The sequence below is a fragment of the Providencia hangzhouensis genome (assembly GCF_029193595.2).
Lineage (GTDB): Bacteria > Pseudomonadota > Gammaproteobacteria > Enterobacterales > Enterobacteriaceae > Providencia > Providencia hangzhouensis.
This window is the reverse complement of sequence record NZ_CP135052.1, coordinates 2494582-2519575: the sequence shown is the minus strand read 5'-3', so window position 1 is coordinate 2519575 and position 24994 is coordinate 2494582. Positions and strand designations below refer to the sequence as shown.

The following is a 24994-nucleotide window of genomic DNA, read 5'->3' as shown; positions in this document are numbered from 1 at the left end:
CCTTCGCTGATGCCGCTGTATTTTAGTATTGGCGAAGGGTTGTTAGGGATATTAAAATGCTTACTTTACGTTTTAATTTTGCTGTTATGGTTTCTTTATTATTCCATTTTGGCATCGTTTTTTATTGTTTAAGTATAGAAAAAACACGTTCTGCACAAATTTATACACCAATACAAGCAGCTATTGTTTCTGTTTTATTGATGCAAAATGTAATTGAAAAGCAAGCAAACGATACAATATTAAATAATAAGCTATCAGGGGGCTTACTTGCTGAATCACAACAAAATGAAAATGCAGTAATTAAAGTTGCTAATAAAAAAAGTTCACATAGCGATGAAAATAAAATTTCTGATGATCAGAAAAAAGTCATCAAACAGAAAGAGGAAAAACAAACTAATAAAAAGGTTACTCAGCAGAAAGAGCCGCAACAAAAAAGTGAAAAAAATGATGATGTAAAACAAGAGCAGCATGTGGGGAAAAACGATAATCAATCTAATGCGGCAGGCCAGAAGGGAGCACAAAGGACGACCTCGGTAGGAAATGCAATAGATTCAACTTATCAAAGCTATATTGATAAATTACGTAGTGAAATTGAACGACATAAACGTTACCCAAGAAAAGCGAGAAATACCAATATCCAAGGAGTTGTAAAAGTAAGTTTTCAACTTTCCTCATTAGGGGAAATTACGATGGTGCGTATAGTTAATTCCTCAACACATAATACGCTCGACCAAGCTGCGTTATCAGCTGTACAGAAAAGCCGCTCAGTAGGAGCACCGCCAGAAGGTTTAAAAAAACTGATAACAATGGAAATTAAATTTGAATTATAAAAGGAATAGGTTTTTCCTTTAGCGAAATCATCATGTAACCATTTGATTAATTGGGCTAAATCATAAAAAGTAAGCCGCAAGCTATTGCATGAAACAAAAGTTAGACAGCGGCTTTCTTTCACGAATTATTTTTCTGTTGTCGTTTTTATGTCGTCACCTTCTGGCAACGTAACGTTTAGTTCAAGAACAGAAATATCATCCCCTTTTTGCTCAAATTGCACTGATAACATCTCAGGGTCAACTTGGACATACTTACAGATAACCTGCAAAATATCTCTTTTCATATCTGCAAGATATGGGGGCTCGCTATCACCACGGCGGCGTTCTGCAACGATGATCTGTAATCGCTCTTTTGCGATATTCGCTGTCGTTTTTTTTCTCGACAGAAAGAAATCCAATAAAGCCATTATTTACCCCCCAAATAGGCGTTTTAAGAAACCTTTTTTCTCTTCTTCAATGAAACGGATAGGGCGATCTTCACCTAAAATACGTGCAACACAATCATCATAGGCTTGGCCTGCATCAGACTCTGTATCCAGAATAACGGGTTCGCCTTGGTTGGAAGAGCGCAGTACAGATTGGTCTTCAGGAATAACACCGATCAAAGGAATACGCAGAATTTCCAGAACATCTTCCATGCTTAGCATATCACCACGCGTTACACGGCCTGGGTTATAGCGTGTTAGCAATAGGTGTTCTTTAATTGGTGCTTCGCCTTTTTCTGCGCGGCGTGATTTTGACGCTAAAATACCCAAAATACGGTCTGAGTCGCGAACAGAAGAAACTTCTGGGTTGGTAGTAATAATAGCTTCGTCAGCAAAATATAGTGCCATTAAGGCGCCACTTTCAATACCTGCGGGGGAATCACAAACAATAAAATCAAAACCAAGATCGTCACTTAATTCGTCAAGAATTTTGCCAACGCCTTCACGAGTTAATGCGTCTTTATCGCGTGTTTGCGAAGCAGGTAAAATAAATAAATTCTCGGTGCGCTTATCTTTGATTAAAGCCTGATTAAGGGTTGCATCACCTTGGATAACGTTTACGAAGTCATAGACTACTCGACGTTCACACCCCATGATAAGGTCAAGGTTACGTAGGCCGATATCAAAATCGATCACTACAGTTTTGTTCCCTTTTTGTGCCAGGCCAGTAGCTATGGCCGCGCTTGAAGTGGTTTTACCAACGCCACCTTTACCTGAAGTCACTACAATTATGCGTGCCATGAATAATTCCTTGTAAATAAGGTCTAATTTAAATATTCGATGTTAAGTTTGTTATCAACTAAACAAAGTTTAGCTGCTTTGGCGAGAAATTCAGCAGGGATTTGATCGCTCAGCCAATATTCACCTGCAATTGAAACCAGCTCAGCTTGCAAATGAGTACAATAAATCTGACTTTCAATATCGCCGGAGGCTCCAGCTAATGCACGGCCTCGCATCACGCCATAAATATGGATATTACCATCTGCTAATAGTTCTGCACCTGCACTAACATTGCTTGTGACGATCAGATCACTATTTGGTGCATAAATACGTTGTCCAGAACGAACAGGGGTATTGATAATACGAGTTTTACGATATAAAGGTTCAGCTTGAACTACAGCAGCCGGGGGTTCAGGCTGAATTTCAACAGGTTTTTGGCTTTTACCTTCGCTTAATATTGGTAAACCCGCATCGTTTGCTTTTTGTCGCATTTGTGGGTCAGTGCACCCACTGATACCAACAATACGTAATCCCGCAGAAATAACAGATTTATGAATACTCTGTAAATCTGCATTTGGGGATAATTCAGCGATGTTAATCACGACAGGAGCATTTTTAAAGAAATCAGGAGCCTGATTTACTTTATCTTGCAGCGATTTTTTGATGAGTTTAGGCTCTTCACTGTATAAGTGAATAACTGAAAGAGTAAAACTGCTGCCTTTAAGTTCTATTGGCGATTGTGGCATCTATCCAGACTCAGCAAATTAAAATTTCCGAAACAATCCTCGGGTGAAGATATTCTGTAAAACAATAGCATGTTATAGTTACTGCATACTTCAAGCAAGCTAATGAACTAAGAAAAAGAGTTAAATATAATGATTTGTGCAATTTATAGAAGCCCTAAGCGTGACCAAACTTATCTTTATATTGAGAAGAAAGATGATTTTTCACGTGTTCCTGATGAATTATTAGCCCAATTTGGAACACCTCAATTTGCTATGCTCGTCTCATTAGATAAGCGTGAAAAGCTTGCCAATGCTGACTTGGCAAAGGTTAAATCTGATCTCATAGAGGTTGGTTATTACCTACAATTCCCACCTCCGGTGGAAAATTTGCTTTCAGAACACAAAGAACTGAATAACTAGAGCAAATTAAGAAAATCCTGAAAAGCAATAACACTCTGGAGGAGACGAATGAAACCAACGTTATTATATACATTAGTCGCTGGTTTGTTTTTAACAAGTTGTTCTGCAACGCAGAACGAATCAGTTGTTACTCAACCGATTACAGTAGAACAAAATGCGGCTATAGCCCAAGAAGTCGTTGCTTTAGACAAAGCATTCCCTATTGAACAACGTGAACCGTCACAATTTCCTGCTTATGTGGAATTACTGAAAGAACATGCTATTACTCAGGGGATTAAGCCAGACACCATTGAACGTGCTTTTGCTAATGTTCATTTTATTGAGCGTGTTGTGAAAGCAGATAAAGGCCAACCAGAGAAAAGGGCGACGGTTACATTAGCAAGCTATTTAAAAAATGTACTCCCACAATCACGTATCAATGCGGGCTATGACAAATATTTAGAAAACAAATCCATTCTAGATGCTATCAGTGATAAATATGGCGTTCCACCTCAGTTCATTGTTTCGCTATGGGGACTAGAAAGTGGTTTTGGACGTTCACAGGGTAAAGAGGATGTGGTTTCAGCACTTGCGACATTATCTTTTGAGGGGCGAAGAGAAGCGCTTTTTAGCAAACAACTTTTAGCTGCGCTTGAGATAATGGATAAAGGCTATATTCCAGAAGATCAACAACTTAAAGGTTCATGGGCTGGTGCTATGGGCCAAAGTCAATTTATGCCAACCTCCTATTTGTCCTACGCAGCGGACGGTGATGGTGATGGAAAAATGGACATCTGGAATAATAAATCTGATGTATTTGCATCCATCGCTAATTATTTGTCAACAGAAGGTTGGCAAGCACAATTGCCATGGGGTTACCAAGTTAATTTACCTGCAGATTTTAATAAAACGTTGGAAGGCGTAAAAGCGGAACAAGGGAAATCTGTCAGTGAATGGCAGGAACTAGGCGTGGCATTACCTGCATTTGCTCAGTTACCTTCAGACGTAAAAACGTGGGTGGTTATCCCTGATGATCCTGAAGGCAGAGCATTTTTAGTGACTGAAAATTTCCGTACCATTATGCATTGGAACCGCTCATATTATTTTGCATTGAGCGTATGCATGATGGCAGATGGTATCGCTAATAAAATAAAATAACGATAATAGGAGTACTATTATGTATCAACATCGTGACTGGCAAGGTGCGTTACTTGATTTTCCTGCAAATAAAGTTGTTTGTGTTGGTAGTAATTATGCAAAGCATATAAAAGAAATGGGGTCTGCTACACCGGAAGAGCCTGTTATTTTTATTAAACCAGAAACTGCTTTGTGTGACATTACTCAATCAATTGTTATTCCAAAAGACTTTGGTTCTGTTCATCATGAAATTGAGATGGCAATTTTAATTGGTATGCCATTAAAAAATGCGGATGAAGACCGTGTATCACGCTCTATCGCAGGTTATGCAGTTGCATTGGATTTAACCTTACGTGATTTACAAGCTAAATTTAAGAAAGCTGGTCAGCCATGGGAAAAAAGCAAATCATTTGACGGGTCATGCCCAATTTCGGGTTTTATTCCTGTCAGTAGCCCGAATGATTTACAAAATGTTCAGCTTTCTTTAGAAATTAATGGTGAAGTTCGCCAAGAGGGCTCGACGCGTGATATGATCACCCCAATTTTACCACTGATTAGCTATATGTCCCGTTTTTTCACATTGCGTGCAGGGGACGTTATTTTAACGGGAACACCTGAAGGTGTTGGCCCATTAGCTTCTGGTGATATGCTAAAATTATCAATTAATGATCACTCGCTGACTACTCGGGTTATTTAAGTATAGGATTAATAAGTATTATGTCGCAGTTCTGGCAAGTTAAAACTTTAGATGAAATGACAGATGAAGAGTGGGAATCTCTTTGTGATGGTTGTGGGCAGTGCTGTTTGCACAAGTTAATGGATGAAGATACTGATGAAATCTATTTCACTAATGTCGCTTGTAATCAGCTAAATCTAAAAACTTGCCAGTGTAAGCATTATGAAGACCGCTTCAGTTATGAAGCGGATTGCATAAAGCTTAATCGCTATAACTTAGAAACATTTGGATGGTTGCCAAGTACTTGTGCTTACCGCTTGTTATTAGAAGGGAAAACTCTCCCAGCTTGGCATCCATTAAAAACAGGGTCCAAAGCGGCGATGCATAATGAAGGTGTGTCCGTTCGCCATATTGCAGTCAGAGAAATTGATGTGGTGGACTGGGAAGAACACATAATGAATAGGCCTATGGGTAAGGGATAGTAATAAATCCTCAATATACAATAAATTATTATGGAAATTTCGTTACTAACAGTAGGCTTAGTTGCCATTCTAAATATTGCTATTTTGCCTGCGATGATTTCTTTTTTTGAAAAATTTAGCCAAGCGGCATTGATGATGTTTTATACATTTTAATCGATGTATTATAGTGCTTTGAATAAAAGTAGACAGTAATAATCATCATGTTAAAACTGGGTGTGATTATTTATCCTATTAATAATAAGAATACTTATAATTAATACTTCATATTACATCTAATTACGAGTTTTTCTGACTTAAAACTTTAAGTGCATAAAAAATTATCTTTATAATTGATCATTAACCAGTATTTTCCCGCTATGGCTTAAATTACAACATTTTTTATTTAAGAAAACATTGTAATTTGTGACCTCTCATTTTGCCTTTCTCAAGATACTTCGCTAATCTATTTTTAGTAAATACAAATGTAGGGGGATGGAAATGAAAACATTCGGTGTGGTACTCACAATTATTGGCCTCGTTACTGCGATTATTTCTTACAATATGGATGTAAGCATTCCTATTGTTTATGGGGAAAGTGTGAAAGATATGGGCCTGGCATTTGATAGACAGAATTATATTATTGGTAGTTTGTTAGTCGCATTTTGTGGTGTTTTAATTGTCCTATTTGACAATAAAAGACGGAAGTAAAATAGGCTTTATGGCTTACAAATAGATATATAGTCATAAAATGTTAGCTAGTATTATTTGATATAATCCAGATATTGATAGATATAAGTAAGATGCCAATAATTACTCTTAGAGGTAAACATGTCAGGCTGACAGTTGAAATTTTAAGTAATAATGCTGATAGACTAAAGTAATTTATTGACTGTTGTTGATGAAGTTTTGAACATTAAATGCGATGTTGTTTTATTTATGAATAAAAACCAGTTTATATTAGTTTCATTCCGTTATAATAAACAAACATTCCAAACTGACTTAAAAAATATTTCTTATGAAGAAAGTACTTGTATTAGCTAGTTTAGTGCTCATTTCTGGATGTGTTTCCAATAAAACCGAAATAGAGCCTAAGGCTGTAGGCATGGCAAATCCAGCATCAGTATATTGCGAACAAATTGGAGGGACTCTGGAAATTGTAGATACAGCACAAGGACAGGTAGGTTACTGTATTTTACCATCAGGTGAAAAAGTTGAAGAATGGGCTCTATACCGTCAGAAAAAACACTAATCAATCATTCACTTCTTGATTACCACAGCAAAAATCTTTTGCAAGATTTTTGCTGTGGCTCCAATCTAACAATATTTCTATTTTAGATTAATCATTTCTTGAAATTAGCCGATATTACTACCTGCAATATATGTGCTTTTATCAGTTGATCAACTAGATAACTATGTTGATGTACACGTGAAATTCTTCGTAGACACATTATGCGGGGAGTTCCCATATTTTGATGGCCTTATATGGATTTTGTAAGGGTGTCATCATATTTTTATGGCAAATTATTGATATAAAATATTTTTATCCATTAATGTCTCATAATCGATAATTTATGGTACTAAAATAGAAACAGCTACCTTATGTTATGTAATTGCTAAATAAATTAGGCTTATTAGAGCGATTGATTTACTAAAACGGCGCTAAACTGTCCGTGAATAGAAAAATAATAGGCAGATAAAGCGTCTTTTATCGATGGCTTTTTGGTTTAGATCACACTTTAACACTCATAGTGAGTGATTTAGGAATATTCTTAATGTTAAAGTTTGCCGTATAGATCACATTTTCATAGAGTGTTCGTTTTAAGAAAACACTCTTATTTTCATATGGTTAGAAAATGAGAAAATTGACATAACACAGGCTATAGTTTGTTCAGTTAATCATGTTTTCTTATTCTATATCAAAAATAATGATAATTTTTTTTAACATAGGTTCGACTAAATGATTTGATATTCTATTTTTTACTTCAATAAGAAGTTGAATGAATAAAGGATTATATTGCGATTTTATCACTATTTCTTCTTTCATATTTATTTCCATCACTCCATTTATTTTTTAATTTAGATTAAAATCGATATTTACCTCGCTTAAAAACATATTTTAAAATTATAATAATGACTAAAGTTGATTGTTGATATAAAAGAATATCTATACACTCATAATGAGTGGAATTGATGTTCAAGCATAATAATTCGGAATTCAATATTTTTAATTGTTTGGAGTGACATATCTTTACAGATCAATAACCATTAATTTAATTAATGATTTAGCCCTAATTAGATACTCTATAATGGATTAATTTTATAGTGATAATGTGAGATAAAGTGTCAAAATGTAAATGAAAACATATATTAAATCTAAATATAATGATTTTTGCTGTTTTTTATAATCTGTATTTTTTGGTTTTGTTGGTTTTTAATCTTATATTTAAAAAAAATTAGATATTAAAAACTAAATGTTAGGCTTTTCACGAGTAAATTAGTGAATATTGAAAATCAAAATACCCAATCAATGTCTGTCATTTAATAGCCTGTAACTATCAAAAAATAAATTAGCGATGAAAAAAACGATTTAATAAAACTTAAGTTATTATGTATCCTCTCTTCGAAATCATATAGAGCATATGGTTATAAATTCTAAATAGGACTAATTAAGAAATATATTTATTTGCATTAAACGAATGGTTCAAAGTGAAACGTAAGCCATAAGTCATACTCCATGTATGATTAGGCTTTTGTTTGTATTTTTTACCTAACAATAAAACAAAAACTTAATCAGTTCTTTTTAATGTAAAAAATAATTACCCTCATATTAGGAAATGAAAATGAAGAAAGTACTACTGACTGCAGTTGCAACAACTATTATTGGGTTATCAACAGCTAACGCTGCAAGCACCAACGTTGGTGGCGGCCAAGTTAACTTTCACGGTAAAGTAACGGATGTTTCTTGTACTGTTTCTGTTGATGGACAAGGTAGTGATGCTAGTGTTTACTTAGCACCAGTATCATTAACAGAAGTACGTGACGGTGGTGCAGATGCATTGTTAAAACCGAAATCTTTTGTTATTGACGTAACAAACTGTGTTGCAGCAGATGTTAAAGATGTTGCTAATGACTCCGCTATTGATAAAACATTATTAAACGTTAACTGGACTGGTGGTAACTTACTGCAAGGTGCATCAGGTAATTCAGAAGGCTACTTAGCAAATACTGAAACTACAGGTGCTAAAAATATTCAATTAGCACTTTCAACTGATGATAGCTCTGACTTGTCAGGTAAAATTATTCCTGGCAATCCATCTCAGAAAAAAGTTAAAGGTGATTTGACTAAAGTTGAAAATGGGGCTCGTTTCCAATATTACGTTGGTTACGCAACTTCTACACCTAAAGATGTAACAACAGGTGAAGTTAAAAGTTATGCAACTTATGAAATCACTTACCAATAATAACTTAATAAGCTAATTTCTTATTAGTTTTAGTTACGTAAGTAATCTTTAAATATTAACTTAATCAGCTTTACTATGATAAGCGGTAGGTATACTGCCGCTTTTATTTTGAGGATCAAATGAAAGCAATAGTATTTATCTTCTGCTTCATTTTCAGTACGCATTCATTTGCTAATAATATTATCGTTAATGGTACACGGTTTATTTATCCTGGAAATGAAAAAGAAATTACCGTGCAATTAAATAACACTGCCGACCGTCCTGCAATTGCACAGGCGTGGCTTGATACAGGTGATGCGTCAGAAACACCGGATACGATAAAAACACCATTTCAGATTACACCGCCAATCTCTCGTGTAGAAGCTAAAGGTGGACAAACTTTACGAATTAAATTAATGGATAAAGGAAGCATTCCTCAGGATCGCGAAAGCTTATGGTGGTTGAATATATTAGATATTCCCCCTATGGCTAAAGCTAAAGAAGGCGATAGTCAGAATGTATTGCAATTAGCGATCCGCTCTAGATTTAAATTCTTTTATCGGCCAACAGGCCTGAATAGCCGTGAATTAGCGCCAGAGCAACTTGTTATAAAAGCAAATGGGAAGAGTATTATTATAGATAATCCGACACCTTATTATATTACTATTACAAAAATATCAACGGATGGTAAATCTGGGTTGAATGAAAAAACAATTTTATTAGAACCGAAATCTCAAATGATAGTTGAATTAAAACAAGTCGTAAGGTCAGGAAGTCATATCGTAATTAATAATATTAATGATTATGGTTCAGATATTTCGGTGAAAACCACCGTTAAATAGGAATATATAATGAAACAGCGAGAGTTAATAAATAAATATAGCAATACGCTCTCTGTGACTTGCTTTGTCACTGCATGCATAGTGCCTACGTTTTATGCTTGGGGTGAAGAAGATACAACCTATGAATTTAACAGTGGTTTTATTATAGGTAGTAAAGAAGATGTTGATTTAACACGTTTCAATTCTTCAGGGATTAGTCCCGGAAAATATTCAGTTGACGTATATACAAATAACAATTGGAAGGGACGCTACGACCTTAATTTTGAAGAAGAGAAAAGTGGTCAATTAGTAGTCTGTTATACACCACAAATGTTATCTGATTTTGGTATTAATATTGAAAAACTAAACCCTACAGTTAGTAAAGATAGTAATGCTTGTTTACCATTAAAAGACTGGAATGACCAAAAAGACGTCGTTGATACATTTCATTCTTCTACATTGCGTTTAGATATTTCTGTTCCGCAAATATATGAACAGAGAATTTCCCGTGGTTATGTTTCTCCCCAATTTTGGGAAACGGGAATTCCTGCACTAAATATCGGTTATATGGCTAACTATTATGATAACCATACTAGTGGTTCAAAAGGAACTAATAACGCCAGTGCTTATTTGGGGCTGAATGCTGGTTTAAGCTTTGATGGATGGTTGCTTAAACATATTGGAAATCTTAACTGGCAACGTCACGATGGAACGAATTGGAATAGTAATCAAACATATCTGCAAAAACCAATAACCGAACTAAAGTCAAAAGCGACAGCAGGACAGTTTTATACAGATGGTGATCTCTTTGACAGTATTAGTTTACGAGGAGCAAAAATAGCAACAGATGACAATATGTATCCTGATGGAATGTCAACATACGCGCCTGAGATTAGGGGAATAGCACAAAGTAATGCTTTAGTAACGGTAACGCAAAATAATTCTATTATTTATCAAACAACAGTTGCGCCAGGACCTTTCAGCTTAACGGATGTCTATCCATCAGGTTACGGAAATGATTTAGTTGTAACGGTAAAAGAAGCTGATGGAAGTGAAAGCAGCTTTAGCGTGCCATATTCTTCATTAGCACAGTTATTACGTCCTGGTTTTACTCGTTATCAAGTTTCTGGTGGTAAAGCAGATGCGGATGGATTGAGAAATCGTCCATTTATTATGCAAGGTACTATTCAGCATGGTTTAAATAATACATTTACGCTTTATGGTGGCGTCACTGCATTTGATGATTATCAAGCTTACTTAGTTGGTACCGGTGTTAACACAGGGTTTGGTGCAATTGCTGTGGATTTAACTCAGTCGAGAACGGCATTCAAATATAAAACAGAAAATGGGCAAAGCTACCGTTTAACTTTCAGTCGTTTATTTACTCAAACTGATACTAATTTAGTGCTAGCAGCTTATAGGTATTCAACGAAGGATTACTATAACGTCAGAAATGCATTATATGCGATAGATAATGATAAGCGTGGCGTAGAGAATACTTTAGGGCGTGAGAAAAATGGTTTCAGCTATACAGTAAATCAAAATCTTCCTGATGGTTACGGTGGGATTTATTTTACGGGACGTATTTCTAATTATTGGGATAAGTCGGGGACAGAAAAGCAATATCAATTAAGTTATAACAATAACTTTAACCGTCTTTCTTATGGTGTCGCATTTATGAGAGTTTATGCAGATAATACGAATAATAAAAAAGATGATCGCATTAACATAAACTTTAGTTACCCACTGTATTTTGGCGAAAGTCAGAGTGCAACACTGACCTCAAATACGACATTCAATAATGAAAAATTTGGCTCTAGCCAAATCGGTGCGAGTGGTGCATTCGATAGGGATAATAATTGGACTTATGGCGTAAATACCTCTGTTGCAAACGGTGGACAGAAGAATATTGGTTTGAACACAGGTTACCGTACACCATTTGTTAATACGAATGCGAATTATAGCCAAGGTCAGGGATATCGTCAGTTCGGTCTTGGCGCAAATGGTTCGGTTATTGTGCATTCTGAGGGCGTAACATTAACACCGAATACTTCAACAACGATAGCTCTGATCGAAGCGAAAGGAGCGGAAGGAGCATCAATCATGGGTGCACCTGGAACTCGTATCGATGGAAATGGTTATGCTGTTGCTCCTTATGTTAGGGCTTATCGTATTAATAATGTAGAAATTGATCCGAAAGGAAGTCCTGAAGATATTGTTTTTGAAAATACGGCCACACAAGTCGTTCCTTATGAAGGAAGTATCGTTAAGGTTAAATTTAGTACTAAAGTCGAAAAAAATATTGCATTTAATGTTGTAAGGCCTGGAAATAAACCATTGCCATTTGGGGCTAACGTTACTGATATAAATGGTGAATCCATAGGTATCGTTGGTCAAGGTGGAACTGTATTTATTAGTAGTGAAACTGCAAACGTTGCAATTATAAAATGGGATAATGGGCAGTGTTCATTTTCTTTAGAAGCTAGCAATAGTAAGGAAATTTTATGTCAATAACGAAACAAATTCGCTTGTATATCGGAGTTGGTGTGTTTCTTACCGCTAGTTACGTTTCTGCGTATTGTGATAGAACCTCAACTCGGACATATGTATTAAATATGCAGATGGGGAGGGTCGTGGTAGACCCTAACTTAAAGGTTGGGGATACTATTGCGGAGCAAACTTGGGATATGCGGGAAAATTCAAGTGCAATATATGCATATTGTACAAGAAATACACCGATAACGGCTTCGGTTACTATGCCAAGTTTAGTTCCAGTAGGAAATAAGGTTTACCAGACAAACGTTCCTGGAATTGGCATGAAATTCCACCGTGAAGGTGCAGTGAGAATGACGTATCCGGATACATTTTATGCCCCTAGATCAAGTAATTATTATCTTGCGGGATCAAAGTTTATTTTAACTTTAGTGAAAACCGCTCCTGTTACAGGCTCAGGAACTATAGCTAGTGGCCTTTATACATCTTATGGGTACATTCCAAATAATAACCCATTTTTGATCACTAAATTAGATGCTGAAGCGATAACAATAGTTTCTCCGTCTTGCCAAATTGAAGGGGGAAGCGAAAAAAATGTTTATCTTGATCCAATTAAACGTTCACAATTAAATGGTATTGGAACAACGGCAGGTGAAAAAGATTTTGATATTCGCTTAATATGCAGCGGTGGTGTCAGTATTTCTGGTTTTGCAAATGTTAATATGACTTTTAGTGGTGATATTCCAAAAAACATGAATAATCGACAAGGTGTTTTGGTTAATCAAAATAAATCCACCAGTGGAGCTGCAGGAGTTGGTATACAAGTTTTAGAGCGTAAGACTAATAAATCACTTATATTTAATGAAAAATATAAAGTTGGAAATTTAGTTGACCGGCAAACAAAATATCTTGACTTAAATTATAAAGCTCGTTATTACCAATATGAACGAACAGTCTCTGCTGGAGAAGTGAATTCTAAAATGGTTTTCAATATTACCTATGATTAAAATATTATATATAAAATTTATTGCTAAAACCATTAGTTAATTTTATGAAATTTAAATGTATGGCTAATCTTCATATAGAGGATTAGCCTTTTTACTTTTATAGTTCTAAAGAAAGTGAAGTACAAATAACACGGGATGGAAATGTCTATGTTACTTGCATTTTATTTATATAAATTAATTTTTTATTTACATTAAAAGTTATCTTTAGAGGGGGCAATGACACTTTCAGCTGTATATATTAGCTCTTGGTTGAGTTCATTAGATGGTTCATTTTTATTTGATTTTGAATTGCTTACATAACCTTGGAAAAACCATTCAATAGGGCAATTTAATGCTTCAGCAATATCCACTAAATGATTAATTGGAATTTTGTTAATACCATTTTCATAACGAGATATTTGCTGTTGACTTAAATTTAATTTATCAGCTAAATTCGCACCTGATAGACCGAGCTCTTTTCTCCGGTTTTTTATTTTTATACCAATTATAGTATGAATGTCCATATGACATCCTCAATTTATATGAAAAGTTGTTATTTAATGCACTTAATTCAAATTACGTTTCATAGTATATTAAAAAATAAATAGATTTAAAAGTTTTAATGAACATAATTATGATGAAAATCGCTATTTTTAGTTTGGTTATTTGCAATAAGATAGCATTACTTTTAATGTGGTTATTGTTGTTGAATAAGTAAAAATATCTATCGTTACTATTTTTCATAGCGAAAAATATAAATTTTAAATTTCCTTTATAGTTATTTTGTTTTATTTTTCTTTAAAATCAAATTATTGCATCCTTGTTGTTGTGATAAAATTATCAGGAAGCAAAGTTAATATATCGTTACGGCATGTTAACTTTTTGTTTTTTTACTTAATTTTCACTTAAAGTATTTAGTTATTAAAATTAAAGGTAAAAAATAAATCAATGATATTTATGACATATTAATTTAATTGATATTAACTCAATGCTTAAATCATCTTAAATGATTACTCTATTAATGGAACATCTTCATCAGACATATTATGCCACGACCTAGATTTTATTATTGAGATATTGTGCACTTTATTATATATATTTTTCCTCGCGCTAAACAAATTTTTACAAGCGTGATAAGGCATAAATGTGGGTACTCAAGTATACTGTATAAAACCTATTGGCACTTTCATTACCAAATTAGTGAGGTCCACAATGAAATTGTATATTTATGACCACTGCCCATTTTGTGTTAGAGCTAGAATGATTTTTGGTTTAAAAAAGTTAGCAGTAGAGCAAATCGTTTTATTCGATGATGACATAGAAACGCCAACAAAAATGATAGGTCGAAAAATGTTACCTATCTTACAAAAAGACGATGGAAGTTATTTACCTGAAAGCTTAGATATTGTTCATTATGTAGATAGCATTAATGAACCTAAATATGCAGGAGGAAACATAACCCCTGAAGTAGAGGCTTGGTCTAAAGCGGTTTCTGCTGTGGTATATAAGCTTGTGACACCACGTTTTACACAAACTGATTTCCCTGAAATTAGTACAGCAGAAGCGAGGGCGGCATATATCGCTAGAACATCAAAATCTTATGGTGACTTAAACGAGTTTAAAAAAGAAACTCATACGTTGCTAGTTGAATTAGAGCCCCAATTGTCTTTATTAGATGCGTGGTTAGAAACACGTGGTGAACACATTGATATTAATGATTTTATTATTTTTCCAACCTTACGTAGTTTGAGCATAGTTGAGCACTTATCGTTTAGCACAAATATTCGGGATTATATGGAGCGAATTGCAAAAACCTCGAATATTAACTTGCTATTTGATCAGGCGAAATAGCCTATTTGGCTGCCAGTTCAGTGGGTTATGGCAAACGTATACCGCCTCTAAAAGAGGCGGTTGTACAGGATAATTCATTAATGGACGTAGTCACGTAGTGTATAAACTAATTTGTAATGACCTTGAATTAATACTAGCTGGTTGTTGTTTAATGAAATAACTGCGCCATCAGACAGTACTCGATTTATCATTGAATCCCATTTAGATAAATCTTCATCAACACATTCGAGTTCAGTTTTACTTAAGTTTTTTACGGTAATTTTTGCGTTTTTGATATTGCCAAATCCGTTAAAATCATTACACATTGATGCAGAAACAAACATTTTCTCGCCAAAAGCAAGGGAAGGTACAGTTTGCTTGCTACTAATCGTCTTACCATTCACTTCAGTTAAAATAAAACGATGATGCATCAACTTATTTTCAAGTGCTTGGTCATCATTACGCGCATTGACTTGATGAGTTTGGCATGCTGCTAGCAATAAACCCAAAATAGTAAGTGGAATTAGGCGTTTCATGGTTCCCGATCCAACTATGCGTTAACAATATTAGGGCAAGTTTCCCCATGACTAATTTGACGGATATTATTAAGCGTAGTTTGACTGATACTTGTTAATGCTTCTTCCGTTAAAAACGCTTGATGCCCGGTAAATAACACATTGTGACAAGAAGAAAGACGACGAAAAACATCATCTTGAATTACATCATTAGATTTATCTTCGAAAAATAAATCACGTTCATTTTCATATACATCCATACCTAAAGCGCCAATTTTCTGTAATTTTAGTGCATTGATTGCTGCAACAGAATCGACTAATGCGCCTCGGCTTGTATTGATGATCATGACCCCATTTTTCATCTTCTTGAATGCATTTTCATCGAGTAGGTGATGATTCTCAGGTGTTAATGGGCAATGAAGAGAAATAATATCTGATTGTTCATATAAAGTATCCAAGTCAACGTATTCAGCACCCATATCTAAAACAGCTTGGTTCGGGTATGGGTCGTGTGCGAGTAGGCGCATTCCAAATCCCTTTAAAATACGTAGCGTCGCTTGGCCAATTTTTCCGGTACCAATAATTCCAGCAGTGCGGTTATGCATATTAAAACCTGTTAATCCTTCGAGAGAAAAATTTGCATCTCGAGTACGTTGGTATGCTCGATGGATCCTACGGTTAAGGCACAGCATCATACCAACAGTATGTTCGGCAACGGCTTCAGGAGAATAAGCGGGAACACGGACAACTTGAATACCTAATTCTTTAGCAGCTTGTAAATCAACATTGTTAAAACCAGCGCAACGTAAAGCTAAAATTCGAATATTGAGTGCGGCAAGTTCTTCTAAAACAGCACGATTAGCTTCATCGTTAACGAAAATACAGATAGCATCTGCACCAACAGCATTTTTAGCTGTCTGAACGGTCAATGGAAAATCAAAATATTCAATACTAAAATTAAATCCAGAATTTTGATTAACTTGTTCCATGTGCTTGCGGTCATACTGTTTGGTACTATAAGAAACAATTTTCATCATGAAGACTCCAATTTTTAGGAACCAATTAGAAAAGAGTAGGTAAAAAGGTGTACCTACAAAATATAAACTCAGAATAAGACAATTAAGTTTGTAAATCACCTATAAATTAAGAAAATAGGTATCTGTTTACGATTGAATGTGGTTTATCTTTGTTAGTATCGTGTTTAATGAGGAAATTTTGTTGAAATTTATCACTTGCGCTATAGAACAATTCAAACAAGGGATGTAGTAATGCAGTTAATGAAAAGAGCATCCAGAATATTACTCTGCTTTTTGGGTGGAAGCATTGCTCTCTTAATACTTTTATGGATAACGATATCCCATTGGGCTCCAGTTGTTGCATCACACTATCTTCCTAAGCCATTTAAACTGTCGTTTTCAGAACCAAGAATTAGTCATGGCCAGTTGGATATAGCAAATATCAGTATAACAGCAAATAATTGCACATTAGTTCAGTTGAATAGCACAAGACTTTCTATCTTTCCCTTACACGCTATTGTGGATGACCTTGATGTTAAAACTGAATGTTTGAGTGCTCTTGAGCCAACGAATGAAATGGATAATGAGCCGATTAATATTGCAGAACTTATCGATAATATTCCGGTTTTTTCATTAGTTATCAATAATACCAACATACAGCCATGGAGTGATTACCAAGGCAGTATTTGGTTGCGTAAAAATCAGGTTAACCCTCTAGAGTTTGATTTTAGGGGCGACAATTTAAGGTTGTCATCTTTAATTAATACGGAACACCAATTAGTCATTCAAAATTTTTTAGCATTTCTACCAGAACAAAAGCAAACAATAGAATTATTTGGTGATGTGCAACTCCCCTTAATGGCAAATCAGCTTCCAGAAAAAGGGGAGTTGAATGCTTATTTTAAGTTAATCAACCCAGAAAAATTCTTACAAGCTAAATTCAGTTGGTTGAATGACCAAGGTGTCTTTAGCGTCATGGATACAGACACAAAGGAAGAATTGCTTTATTTACCATGGTCACTATCGCCTTCTCGAATACAAATAGCGCAAGGTAAGTGGCAATGGAAAGAAGCAGATATCCCTTTACAAGGCGGTATCAGCTTTCAAGTTGATAACTGGGATAATACATTAAGTGAAATGGTATTTTCTGGGCGTATTAATATGCTCACACAAGCAAAGAAAGGGAAAGCCAATATTGTCTTAGCTGTGCCATCTACTCAGATAAATTTACTCAATGCTGATATTAATTTTAGGTTACATGGCCAAGTTAAATATGATGATATGGTGCTGGATATTAATTTGCCTGCAAAAGTTTCAGGCCAGTTAGCTGCCCCCAAAATTTCTTTTTTATCCAGTTCATTATTAAGAGCTTATGGCCGTCTTTCGGAAACACTGGTTCTTAATGAAGCTAGATTACCACTTGCAGGAACATCGTTAGGTGAAGAGGGTATTTCAGGACGTTTACAAGCTATTCTAAAAATTAAAGAGCAATATTGGGGGAGTTTTGATATTCATTTGGATGGCAAAGCTAATAAATTTACCTTAGATAAGGGAAAATGGTTTTGGAATTATTGGGGAAATGCCAATTTACCCTCATTATCAGCTAATTGGGATATTAAGGGAAATGGGAGTTGGCAGGACACTTTAATTACATTAAATAGCTTAAATACAGGGTTTGACCAAATACAATATGGGCTTTTATCGATGAGGGCTCCACGTTTACAGCTAAGTAAGCCATTGATTTGGCAACGTGATCAGAATAAAGCCAGTTTTAATGGAAAATTACAGCTTACCAGTGAACGGATGCAATTCGGCACTGAAAGTTATCTGCCAAGGTTCACATTAAACGCAGATCTTAGGGGAAAATCTCCTGCTGAGTTTCAACTTAAAGGCGATTTAAGTACTAAAGATGTCGGGCCAATAGTCATCTTTGGGCGCTGGGACGGTGAAAGATTAAGAGGGGAAGCTCGTTGGCCTGAACAGTCGGTCACAGCTTTTCAAACGTTAATTCCTGCTGACCTTGGAATTGAATTAAAACAAGGCAAATTATTTTCTCAAGCCGCTTTTTCAATAACACCGGAAGAGGGTTTTATTGCTGGAGGACATTGGCGTGTCGAGAATACTAGCCTTTGGTTAAAAGATGGCGAATTATCAGGATTAGATTTTGTTTTACCGTGGCGTTTAAAACAAAGTACCTGGACTTTGGGGGGAAAAGCACCCGTTGAGTTGCGTATTAAACAGCTCAATAATTTATTCGAATTAACTGACATTAAAGCCGATCTCTCTGGCTCTTATCCGCCAACGGAAAATTCGCCATTAAAACTGACTAATGTAGGCTTTAAAACATTAGGAGGTGAAATATCGATGGATTTACTGCGCTGGCCACAAACTCAAGCCTCTACGATAAAATTAAAGCAGATTGAACTTAGCCAGTTATTTACAATACTAAAAGTGTCGCAATTTGCTGTCTCTGGTAAAGTTAATGGTGAATTACCTTTTTATTTAAATAACCCAGAATGGATAGTTAAAGATGGGTGGTTAGAAAATAGTGGGCCATTAACATTACGATTAGATACCCAATTTGTTGATTCTATCCGAGAGGATAATATATCTGCGGGTTCGGCCATGGGTTGGTTACAATATTTGGAAATAAAACGCAGCCGTACAGATGTTAATGTCACAAACTTAGGGCTGTTAAAGATGACAACAATCCTTGAAGGGTATAACACGCAAGAAAAGAAAAAACGCGAAGTTCATTTGCATTATCAACATGAAGAAAATATCTTTCAATTATGGCGTAGTTTACGATTTGGTAGCTCTTTAGAAGAGTGGTTGGAAAAAAATTTATAATGAGCATAAGAATGAACGTGAAAATATTAAAATTCACTACAGCTATATCGATTGTATTGTTGTTATCAGCTTGTTTGCGAGTTGAGGTCGCAACACCGGATAAGCCCATCAATATTAATATGAATGTAAAAATTGAACATGAAATCCAAATAAAAGCGGATAGGCAAGTAGAAGAATTATTGAAAGAAAATAGTGATTTGTTCGGTGAGGTAAACCCAAAATGAATCGAATAATCAAAGTATTTGCCCTGTGTTCGTTATTGACTGTCTTTCAGGCTATAGCAATAACGGTTGATGAGGCCAAAGAAACAGGTCTATTAGGGGAAACGTTATCGGGGTATTTAGCTCCAATTAATACGAGTAATCCAGAGGCTACTAAACTAGCGGCACAAATTAACCAAGAACGGGAAAAAAGATACAGCGAAATTGCTGCAAAAAATAATCTAAAAACAAATGATGTCGCAAGGATAGCAGGACAAAAACTTGTAGAACGGGCTAATCCAGGGGAGTTTGTGCGTGGAATTAATGGTCAATGGTTACAAAAGAAATAAAAAGCGCACTCAGAAAGTGCGCAAAATTTAACAATGGTAGCTTTGGGTTTTAATATTATCTTGCTTAAATGGATGTATTTTAAGCGATAATGGTATTTATATGGCTTTGTGCTTGTTGATGTGCCTTTTCGACTGATTCTTGGCCTAACGACGTGCCTTCAGCAAAAACGAACTCAACGTCGGTAATACCAATGAAATTTAGAAATAGTGTTAAATAAGGCACCATGGTATCTGTTGGTGTGTCTTTATAAATACCGCCTCGGCTCGTTAATACATATGCGCGCTTGTCTTTTAATAAGCCAACAGAACCTTGTTCTGTATATTTAAACGTGTGCCCTGAGCGAGCGATAAAGTCGAAATAGTGTTTTAAATGAGAAGAAATCGTAAAGTTATACATCGGAGCTGCAATAACAATCACATCGTGAGCTTTAATTTCCTCAATCAATGCATTTGACAGGTCCAAATGTGCTTGTTGTTGTTCTGTTTTCGTGTCACTTGGACCAAAAGCTGCTAAAATTTCACCGTCAATCGCTGGAATTGGCTCTTTGACTAAATCTCGTACAGTTACTGTATCTGCTGAGTGTTTTTCCTGCCATTGTTGAATAAAGTAATCTGCCATTTTATTGCTTTGTGAATAGTCAGCCAGAATACTTGATTTCAATAGTAATACTTTACTCATGTGTTCCTCTATTTTTTAGGTAAAACTTTATTGGTAATAATACGTGATGTGTAACTGATTGATAGGAAAAATATTAGATAGCTTTCTTCAAAAAAATTGATGGTATTTTTATGTGATAACAACAATTAAAAATAAAAGCGAAATTTAGCCCTCACAAATTGCGAAGCTGATTGGCTATCGTGTATTGAAATTTATTAAAGATAAGGATTCAACAGGTGAAATCCATACTGACAGCATTAACCGCTGATATTGGACAAACTTCATTACGTGACCAATGGTTACTGAAAAAAAGAGTGCAAGGTATTGCAAAGATCCAGAACGAAAAATCGCGCTCTGCGGTACTTGATGCTATCAAAATAGATATTGAAAAGGCAAAGCAAAAGGTTGAAATTAAAAGATTAAATGCGCCTAAAATTGTGTATCCGGATAATTTACCGGTTAGCCAGAAGAAAGATGTCATTTTAGATGCCATTAAAAAACATCAAGTTGTTATTATTGCTGGTGAAACTGGGTCAGGTAAAACAACGCAAATCCCCAAAATTTGCCTTGAACTTGGCAGAGGGGTTCTAGGATTTATTGGTCACACTCAACCAAGACGTTTAGCCGCGCGCTCAGTTGCGTCACGCTTAGCTCAAGAACTTGAATGTGAACTAGGTACAAATGTTGGTTATAAAGTACGCTTTAGTGACCAAGTGAGTGAAACAACGCAAGTCAAATTGATGACTGATGGTATCTTGCTTGCAGAACTACAAAATGACAAACTGCTGCTGCAATATGACACAATTATTATCGATGAGGCTCACGAAAGAAGCCTGAATATCGACTTTATTTTAGGTTATTTACGTCAATTATTACCAAAACGTCCTGATTTAAAAGTTATTATTACATCAGCAACCATTGACCCTGAGCGTTTTTCGAAGCACTTTAGTCATGCCCCAATTGTTGAAGTGTCTGGGCGTACCTATCCTGTTGAAGTTCGTTATCGTCCTATCATGGGAGACCAGAACGATAGTGACCGTGACCAAATTGATGGGATAATTGATGCGGTAAATGAACTATCGGTTGAAGGTAATGGCGATATATTGATTTTCATGAGTGGTGAGCGGGAAATTCGTGATACCGCCGATGCGTTATCAAAACTTTCTTTACGCCACACTGAAATCTTACCTCTTTTCGCAAGGCTCTCGAATAGTGAGCAAAATCGTATCTTCCATCCTCATGGGGGACGGCGGATCATTCTTGCAACAAACGTAGCAGAAACATCATTAACTGTACCGGGTATCAAATATGTCATTGATACTGGTTATGCGCGAATCAGTCGTTATAGTTACCGTACCAAAGTACAACGTCTTCCTGTTGAAGCCATTTCTCAAGCTTCAGCTAACCAACGTAAGGGGCGCTGTGGCCGTGTTTCTGACGGGATTTGTATTCGATTATACTCAGAAGATGACTTCTTATCACGTCCAGAGTTCACGGACCCTGAAATTTTACGGACGAATTTAGCGTCAGTTATATTACAAATGACTTCTATTGGTCTTGGTGATATTTCTGCATTTCCATTTGTGGAGGCTCCAGATAAACGCAATATCCAAGATGGTGTGAAATTACTGGAGGAGCTAGGTGCAATTAAGTCCCATAAACAGGCGGATAAAGGGTATCAACTAACGGATACGGGTAGACAACTATCCCAGCTTCCTGTTGACCCAAGACTTGCTCGTATGGTGATTGAAGCACGTAAACACGGGGCAGTACGTGAAGCAATGGTGATTGTTTCTGCATTATCAATTCAAGACCCTAGGGAGAGACCGTTAGACAAACAGCAAGCTGCCGATGAAAAACATCGTCGTTTCCATGATAAGCAATCAGATTTCTTAGCTTTTTTAAATCTTTGGGATTACTTAAAAGAACAACAAACGCAGCTTTCTAACGCTCAATTTAGAAAAATGTGTCGCCAAGATTTTCTTAATTATTTGCGTATTCGGGAATGGCAAGATTTGTATACCCAATTGAGGCAAGTGGTAAAAGAGCAAGGTTTTGCCATTAATAGTGCGGAGGCTGATTTTCGTAGCATTCACGTTTCGTTATTGGCTGGGCTGCTTTCACATATTGGACAAAAAGATGCAGATAAACACGAGTTTACTGGTGCTAGAAATGCACGTTTTACTATTTTTCCTGGGTCGGGTTTATTTAAAAAACCACCGAAATGGGCAATGGTTGCGGAACTTGTTGAAACGTCGAAATTATGGGGAAGAATTGCCGCATCAATCGATGTTGAGTGGGTTGAACCCTTAGCAGAACATTTGACTAAACATAGCTATAGTGAGCCTCATTGGTCAAAATCTGAAGGCGCGGTAATGGCGTCAGAAAAAGTGACTTTATATGGGCTACCCATTGTTGCATCAAGGCAGGTTAATTATGGGAATATTGACCCGTTATTATGCCGTGAATTATTTATTCGGCATGCATTGGTTGAAGGGGATTGGGTCACACGCCACGCATTCTTTAAAGAAAATCTGAAATTACTATCTGAAGTCGAAGATTTGGAGCATAAATCACGTCGGCGTGACATTTTAGTTGATGATGAAACGTTATTTGCATTTTATGACCAACGGATCCCTAATGATGTGATTTCCTCTCGTCATTTTGATAATTGGTGGAAAAAGGCATCTAAGCAACAATCTGACTTGTTAAGCTTTGAAAAAAGTATGCTGATCAAGGAGGATGCGAGTAATGTTTCGGCTCTTGATTACCCAAACTATTGGTATCAAGGGGATTTGAAATTTCGGTTGAGTTATCAATTTGAGCCAGGAACTGATGCAGATGGAGTGACTGTCCATGTACCACTTGCGATATTGAATCAGGTTCAGAATATTGGCTTTGATTGGCAAGTTCCGGGACTGCGTCATGAGTTGATCGTTGCTTTAATTAAATCATTACCTAAACCAATTAGGCGAAATTTTGTTCCTGCACCTAACTATGCTTCTGCATTTTTAGAACGAGTCCCTGAGCCTGAGGGGAGTGTATTGGATAAACTTGAACGTGAATTACGCCGTATGACAGGCGTCACTGTTGAACGTGAATCATGGCAATTAGAGCAACTTCCCGCTCATTTAAAAATGACATATCGTGTTGTAGGCGACAAAAATAAAACCGTTGCGGAAGGGCAAAATCTTGATGAGCTAAAAAATAGCCTAAAAGAAAAAGTGCAAGAAACGTTGTCTGAAGTTGTAGATGACGGTATTGAGCAACATGGGTTACATATTTGGAGTTTTGGTGAATTACCTCAACGCTATGAGCAAAAGAGAGGCGGATATTCCGTTAAAGCTTATCCTGCATTAGTCGATGAAAGAAATAGTGTTGGTATCAAGGTGTTTGAAACAGAATTAGAACAGCAGCAAGCAATGTGGGCTGGTGTGCGTCGATTATTACTGTTAAATATTCCATCGCCAATTAAGTATTTACATGAAAAACTACCCAATAAATCAAAATTGGGTTTGTACTTTAACCCCTATGGCAAGGTATTGGAGTTAATAGATGATTGTATTGCTTGTGGTGTCGACCAAATAATCTCTGATTTTGGTGGCGCGGTATGGAATGAAGAACAGTTTGAAAAACTGAAAGAGCTTGCACGGGCAGAATTAAATGATGTGGTTGTTAATATTGCTAAGCAAGTTGAACAAATATTAACGGCGGTGTTTGCAATCAATAAACGTCTAAAAGGGCGGGTTGATTTTTCGATGGCAATAGCGTTATCGGATATAAAAATACAAATGTCGAACTTAGTGTTTAAAGGTTTTGTGACTACTCATGGTTGGAAACGCTTACCTGATATTCTTCGTTATTTAAATGGAATAGAGCGGCGATTAGAAAAACTAGCTATTGATCCTAACCGAGATCGTGCACAACTGAGTAAAGTAGAGCATGTTCAGAATATGTGGCAGCAATGGTTAGTAAAATTATCTCCAGTTCAGAGAAATATGCCAGAAGTCCAAGAAATTCGCTGGATGATTGAAGAACTGAGAGTCAGTCTGTTTGCCCAGCAGCTTGGAACGCCATATCCAATTTCGGATAAGCGAATTATGCAGGCGATGGAACAGTTATCTCAACAACTGTAAGCCTTATTTTGACTAATTAGCGCTTCACGTATTCTGTATGTGAAGCGCTTTTCATTTTTAGTTGGCCTTAATCATTTAGTTACAACATACTAATGAATGATAAAAATATAAGCATCGAAGCTCATACAACAGAAATTTTAACCAGCAAAGGAGAGGGGAAATTGTAAAGGAGGGCGAAAATTGTGAAGGAAATTACGACTAGAAAATTATGGAGTGATTTAGTAATCAAAAAAACAGGATGTTGCAGTAAATGAAGGCTTAAATTT

Annotated in this window: 25 protein-coding genes; 17 read left to right on the top strand and 8 right to left on the bottom strand. The window is 36.0% G+C overall.

Annotated features, from left to right (window positions below; all coding sequences use genetic code 11):
- Window positions 1-56: 56 nt before the first annotated feature.
- Complete coding sequence (locus PZ638_RS11365) at window positions 57-830, top strand: TonB family protein (protein ID WP_094963084.1); 774 nt, start codon at window positions 57-59, stop codon at window positions 828-830.
- Between the two features lie 125 nt (window positions 831-955).
- Here the strand turns inward: PZ638_RS11365 and minE are convergent, their stop codons facing one another.
- The 3 genes from minE to minC are packed head-to-tail and all read right to left on the bottom strand — an operon-like array spanning window position 956 to window position 2781.
- Window positions 956-1237, bottom strand: coding sequence for a cell division topological specificity factor MinE (minE, locus tag PZ638_RS11360; protein ID WP_004254951.1), 282 nt, complete (start codon window positions 1235-1237; stop codon window positions 956-958).
- Between the two features lie 3 nt (window positions 1238-1240).
- On the bottom strand, window positions 1241-2056 hold the full coding sequence (gene minD, locus PZ638_RS11355) for a septum site-determining protein MinD (protein WP_004254944.1): 816 nt from the start codon (window positions 2054-2056) through the stop codon (window positions 1241-1243).
- A gap of 23 nt (window positions 2057-2079) precedes the next feature.
- Window positions 2080-2781 (bottom strand): septum site-determining protein MinC, encoded by a 702-nt coding sequence (gene minC / locus PZ638_RS11350; protein ID WP_094963083.1) that lies wholly within the window; start codon window positions 2779-2781, stop codon window positions 2080-2082.
- Window positions 2782-2910: 129 nt separating this feature from the next.
- On the opposite strand from minC, the gene PZ638_RS11345 reads away from it, so the two are divergent.
- From PZ638_RS11345 to PZ638_RS11315, 7 genes are all read left to right on the top strand, one after another.
- Window positions 2911-3180 carry a YcgL domain-containing protein gene (locus tag PZ638_RS11345; RefSeq protein WP_004254941.1) on the top strand — a complete coding sequence of 90 codons (270 nt, stop codon included), beginning with the start codon at window positions 2911-2913 and terminating at the stop codon, window positions 3178-3180.
- A 48-nt stretch (window positions 3181-3228) separates the two neighbouring features.
- Window positions 3229-4317 carry a lytic murein transglycosylase gene (locus tag PZ638_RS11340; RefSeq protein WP_094963082.1) on the top strand — a complete coding sequence of 363 codons (1089 nt, stop codon included), beginning with the start codon at window positions 3229-3231 and terminating at the stop codon, window positions 4315-4317.
- 19 nt (window positions 4318-4336) lie between these two features.
- Window positions 4337-4993: a fumarylacetoacetate hydrolase family protein gene (locus PZ638_RS11335; protein ID WP_094963081.1), complete on the top strand. Its 657-nt coding sequence runs from the start codon at window positions 4337-4339 to the stop codon at window positions 4991-4993.
- Window positions 4994-5013: 20 nt separating this feature from the next.
- Window positions 5014-5454, top strand: coding sequence for a YcgN family cysteine cluster protein (locus PZ638_RS11330; protein WP_004254930.1), 441 nt, complete (start codon window positions 5014-5016; stop codon window positions 5452-5454).
- A gap of 30 nt (window positions 5455-5484) precedes the next feature.
- Window positions 5485-5607, top strand: coding sequence for a hypothetical protein (locus PZ638_RS11325; protein ID WP_256372542.1), 123 nt, complete (start codon window positions 5485-5487; stop codon window positions 5605-5607).
- A gap of 324 nt (window positions 5608-5931) precedes the next feature.
- On the top strand, window positions 5932-6141 hold the full coding sequence (locus PZ638_RS11320) for a hypothetical protein (protein WP_094963080.1): 210 nt from the start codon (window positions 5932-5934) through the stop codon (window positions 6139-6141).
- 307 nt (window positions 6142-6448) lie between these two features.
- A complete protein-coding gene (locus PZ638_RS11315; RefSeq protein WP_094963079.1) occupies window positions 6449-6682 on the top strand; it encodes a putative hemolysin in 234 nt (77 codons plus the stop codon).
- A gap of 657 nt (window positions 6683-7339) precedes the next feature.
- Here the strand turns inward: PZ638_RS11315 and PZ638_RS11310 are convergent.
- Window positions 7340-7477: a hypothetical protein gene (locus tag PZ638_RS11310; RefSeq protein ID WP_153673455.1), complete on the bottom strand. Its 138-nt coding sequence runs from the start codon at window positions 7475-7477 to the stop codon at window positions 7340-7342.
- Between the two features lie 796 nt (window positions 7478-8273).
- Here PZ638_RS11310 and PZ638_RS11305 point away from each other — a divergent pair.
- From PZ638_RS11305 to PZ638_RS11290, 4 genes are all read left to right on the top strand, one after another.
- Window positions 8274-8894, top strand: coding sequence for a fimbrial protein (locus tag PZ638_RS11305; RefSeq protein ID WP_036957782.1), 621 nt, complete (start codon window positions 8274-8276; stop codon window positions 8892-8894).
- 119 nt (window positions 8895-9013) lie between these two features.
- Window positions 9014-9715: a fimbrial biogenesis chaperone gene (locus PZ638_RS11300; RefSeq protein WP_153673454.1), complete on the top strand. Its 702-nt coding sequence runs from the start codon at window positions 9014-9016 to the stop codon at window positions 9713-9715.
- Window positions 9716-9724: 9 nt separating this feature from the next.
- On the top strand, window positions 9725-12208 hold the full coding sequence (locus PZ638_RS11295) for a fimbria/pilus outer membrane usher protein (protein WP_206277927.1): 2484 nt from the start codon (window positions 9725-9727) through the stop codon (window positions 12206-12208).
- Window positions 12199-13194, top strand: a complete 996-nt coding sequence (locus PZ638_RS11290) for a fimbrial protein (RefSeq protein WP_094963076.1) — start codon at window positions 12199-12201, stop codon at window positions 13192-13194. Before PZ638_RS11295 ends, PZ638_RS11290 begins: the two co-directional genes overlap by 10 nt.
- Window positions 13195-13385: 191 nt before the next feature.
- On the opposite strand, the gene PZ638_RS11285 is transcribed toward PZ638_RS11290, so the two are convergent.
- Complete coding sequence (locus PZ638_RS11285) at window positions 13386-13697, bottom strand: helix-turn-helix domain-containing protein (protein ID WP_004254881.1); 312 nt, start codon at window positions 13695-13697, stop codon at window positions 13386-13388.
- A gap of 688 nt (window positions 13698-14385) precedes the next feature.
- On the opposite strand from PZ638_RS11285, the gene grxB reads away from it, so the two are divergent.
- Window positions 14386-15024 (top strand): glutaredoxin 2, encoded by a 639-nt coding sequence (gene grxB / locus PZ638_RS11280; RefSeq protein ID WP_094963075.1) that lies wholly within the window; start codon window positions 14386-14388, stop codon window positions 15022-15024.
- Window positions 15025-15101: 77 nt separating this feature from the next.
- On the opposite strand, the gene PZ638_RS11275 is transcribed toward grxB, so the two are convergent.
- Both PZ638_RS11275 and PZ638_RS11270 read right to left on the bottom strand, forming a co-directional pair.
- Entirely contained in the window at window positions 15102-15539 is a 438-nt protein-coding gene (locus PZ638_RS11275) for an META domain-containing protein (RefSeq protein ID WP_094963074.1), read from the bottom strand.
- 14 nt (window positions 15540-15553) lie between these two features.
- Window positions 15554-16552 (bottom strand): 2-hydroxyacid dehydrogenase, encoded by a 999-nt coding sequence (locus tag PZ638_RS11270; RefSeq protein ID WP_094963091.1) that lies wholly within the window; start codon window positions 16550-16552, stop codon window positions 15554-15556.
- A 234-nt stretch (window positions 16553-16786) separates the two neighbouring features.
- Here PZ638_RS11270 and PZ638_RS11265 point away from each other — a divergent pair, with 234 nt between their 5' ends.
- Genes PZ638_RS11265 through PZ638_RS11255 form a run of 3 tightly spaced genes read left to right on the top strand, consistent with a single transcriptional unit; the run spans window position 16787 to window position 19934 of the window.
- Window positions 16787-19384, top strand: a complete 2598-nt coding sequence (locus tag PZ638_RS11265; protein WP_241098233.1) for a YdbH family protein — start codon at window positions 16787-16789, stop codon at window positions 19382-19384.
- 11 nt (window positions 19385-19395) lie between these two features.
- Complete coding sequence (locus tag PZ638_RS11260) at window positions 19396-19608, top strand: YnbE family lipoprotein (protein ID WP_050763751.1); 213 nt, start codon at window positions 19396-19398, stop codon at window positions 19606-19608.
- A complete protein-coding gene (locus tag PZ638_RS11255; protein ID WP_004254856.1) occupies window positions 19605-19934 on the top strand; it encodes a YdbL family probable chaperone protein in 330 nt (109 codons plus the stop codon). The genes PZ638_RS11260 and PZ638_RS11255 overlap by 4 nt, the downstream gene beginning before the upstream one ends.
- A 79-nt stretch (window positions 19935-20013) precedes the next feature.
- Here the strand turns inward: PZ638_RS11255 and PZ638_RS11250 are convergent, their stop codons facing one another.
- The gene (locus PZ638_RS11250) at window positions 20014-20613 is read right to left on the bottom strand and encodes an FMN-dependent NADH-azoreductase (protein WP_004254853.1); all 600 of its coding nucleotides are present in this window, start codon (window positions 20611-20613) and stop codon (window positions 20014-20016) included.
- Window positions 20614-20828: 215 nt separating this feature from the next.
- Here PZ638_RS11250 and hrpA point away from each other — a divergent pair, with 215 nt between their 5' ends.
- Window positions 20829-24728 (top strand): ATP-dependent RNA helicase HrpA, encoded by a 3900-nt coding sequence (hrpA, locus tag PZ638_RS11245; protein ID WP_206277598.1) that lies wholly within the window; start codon window positions 20829-20831, stop codon window positions 24726-24728.
- Window positions 24729-24994 lie beyond the last annotated feature (266 nt).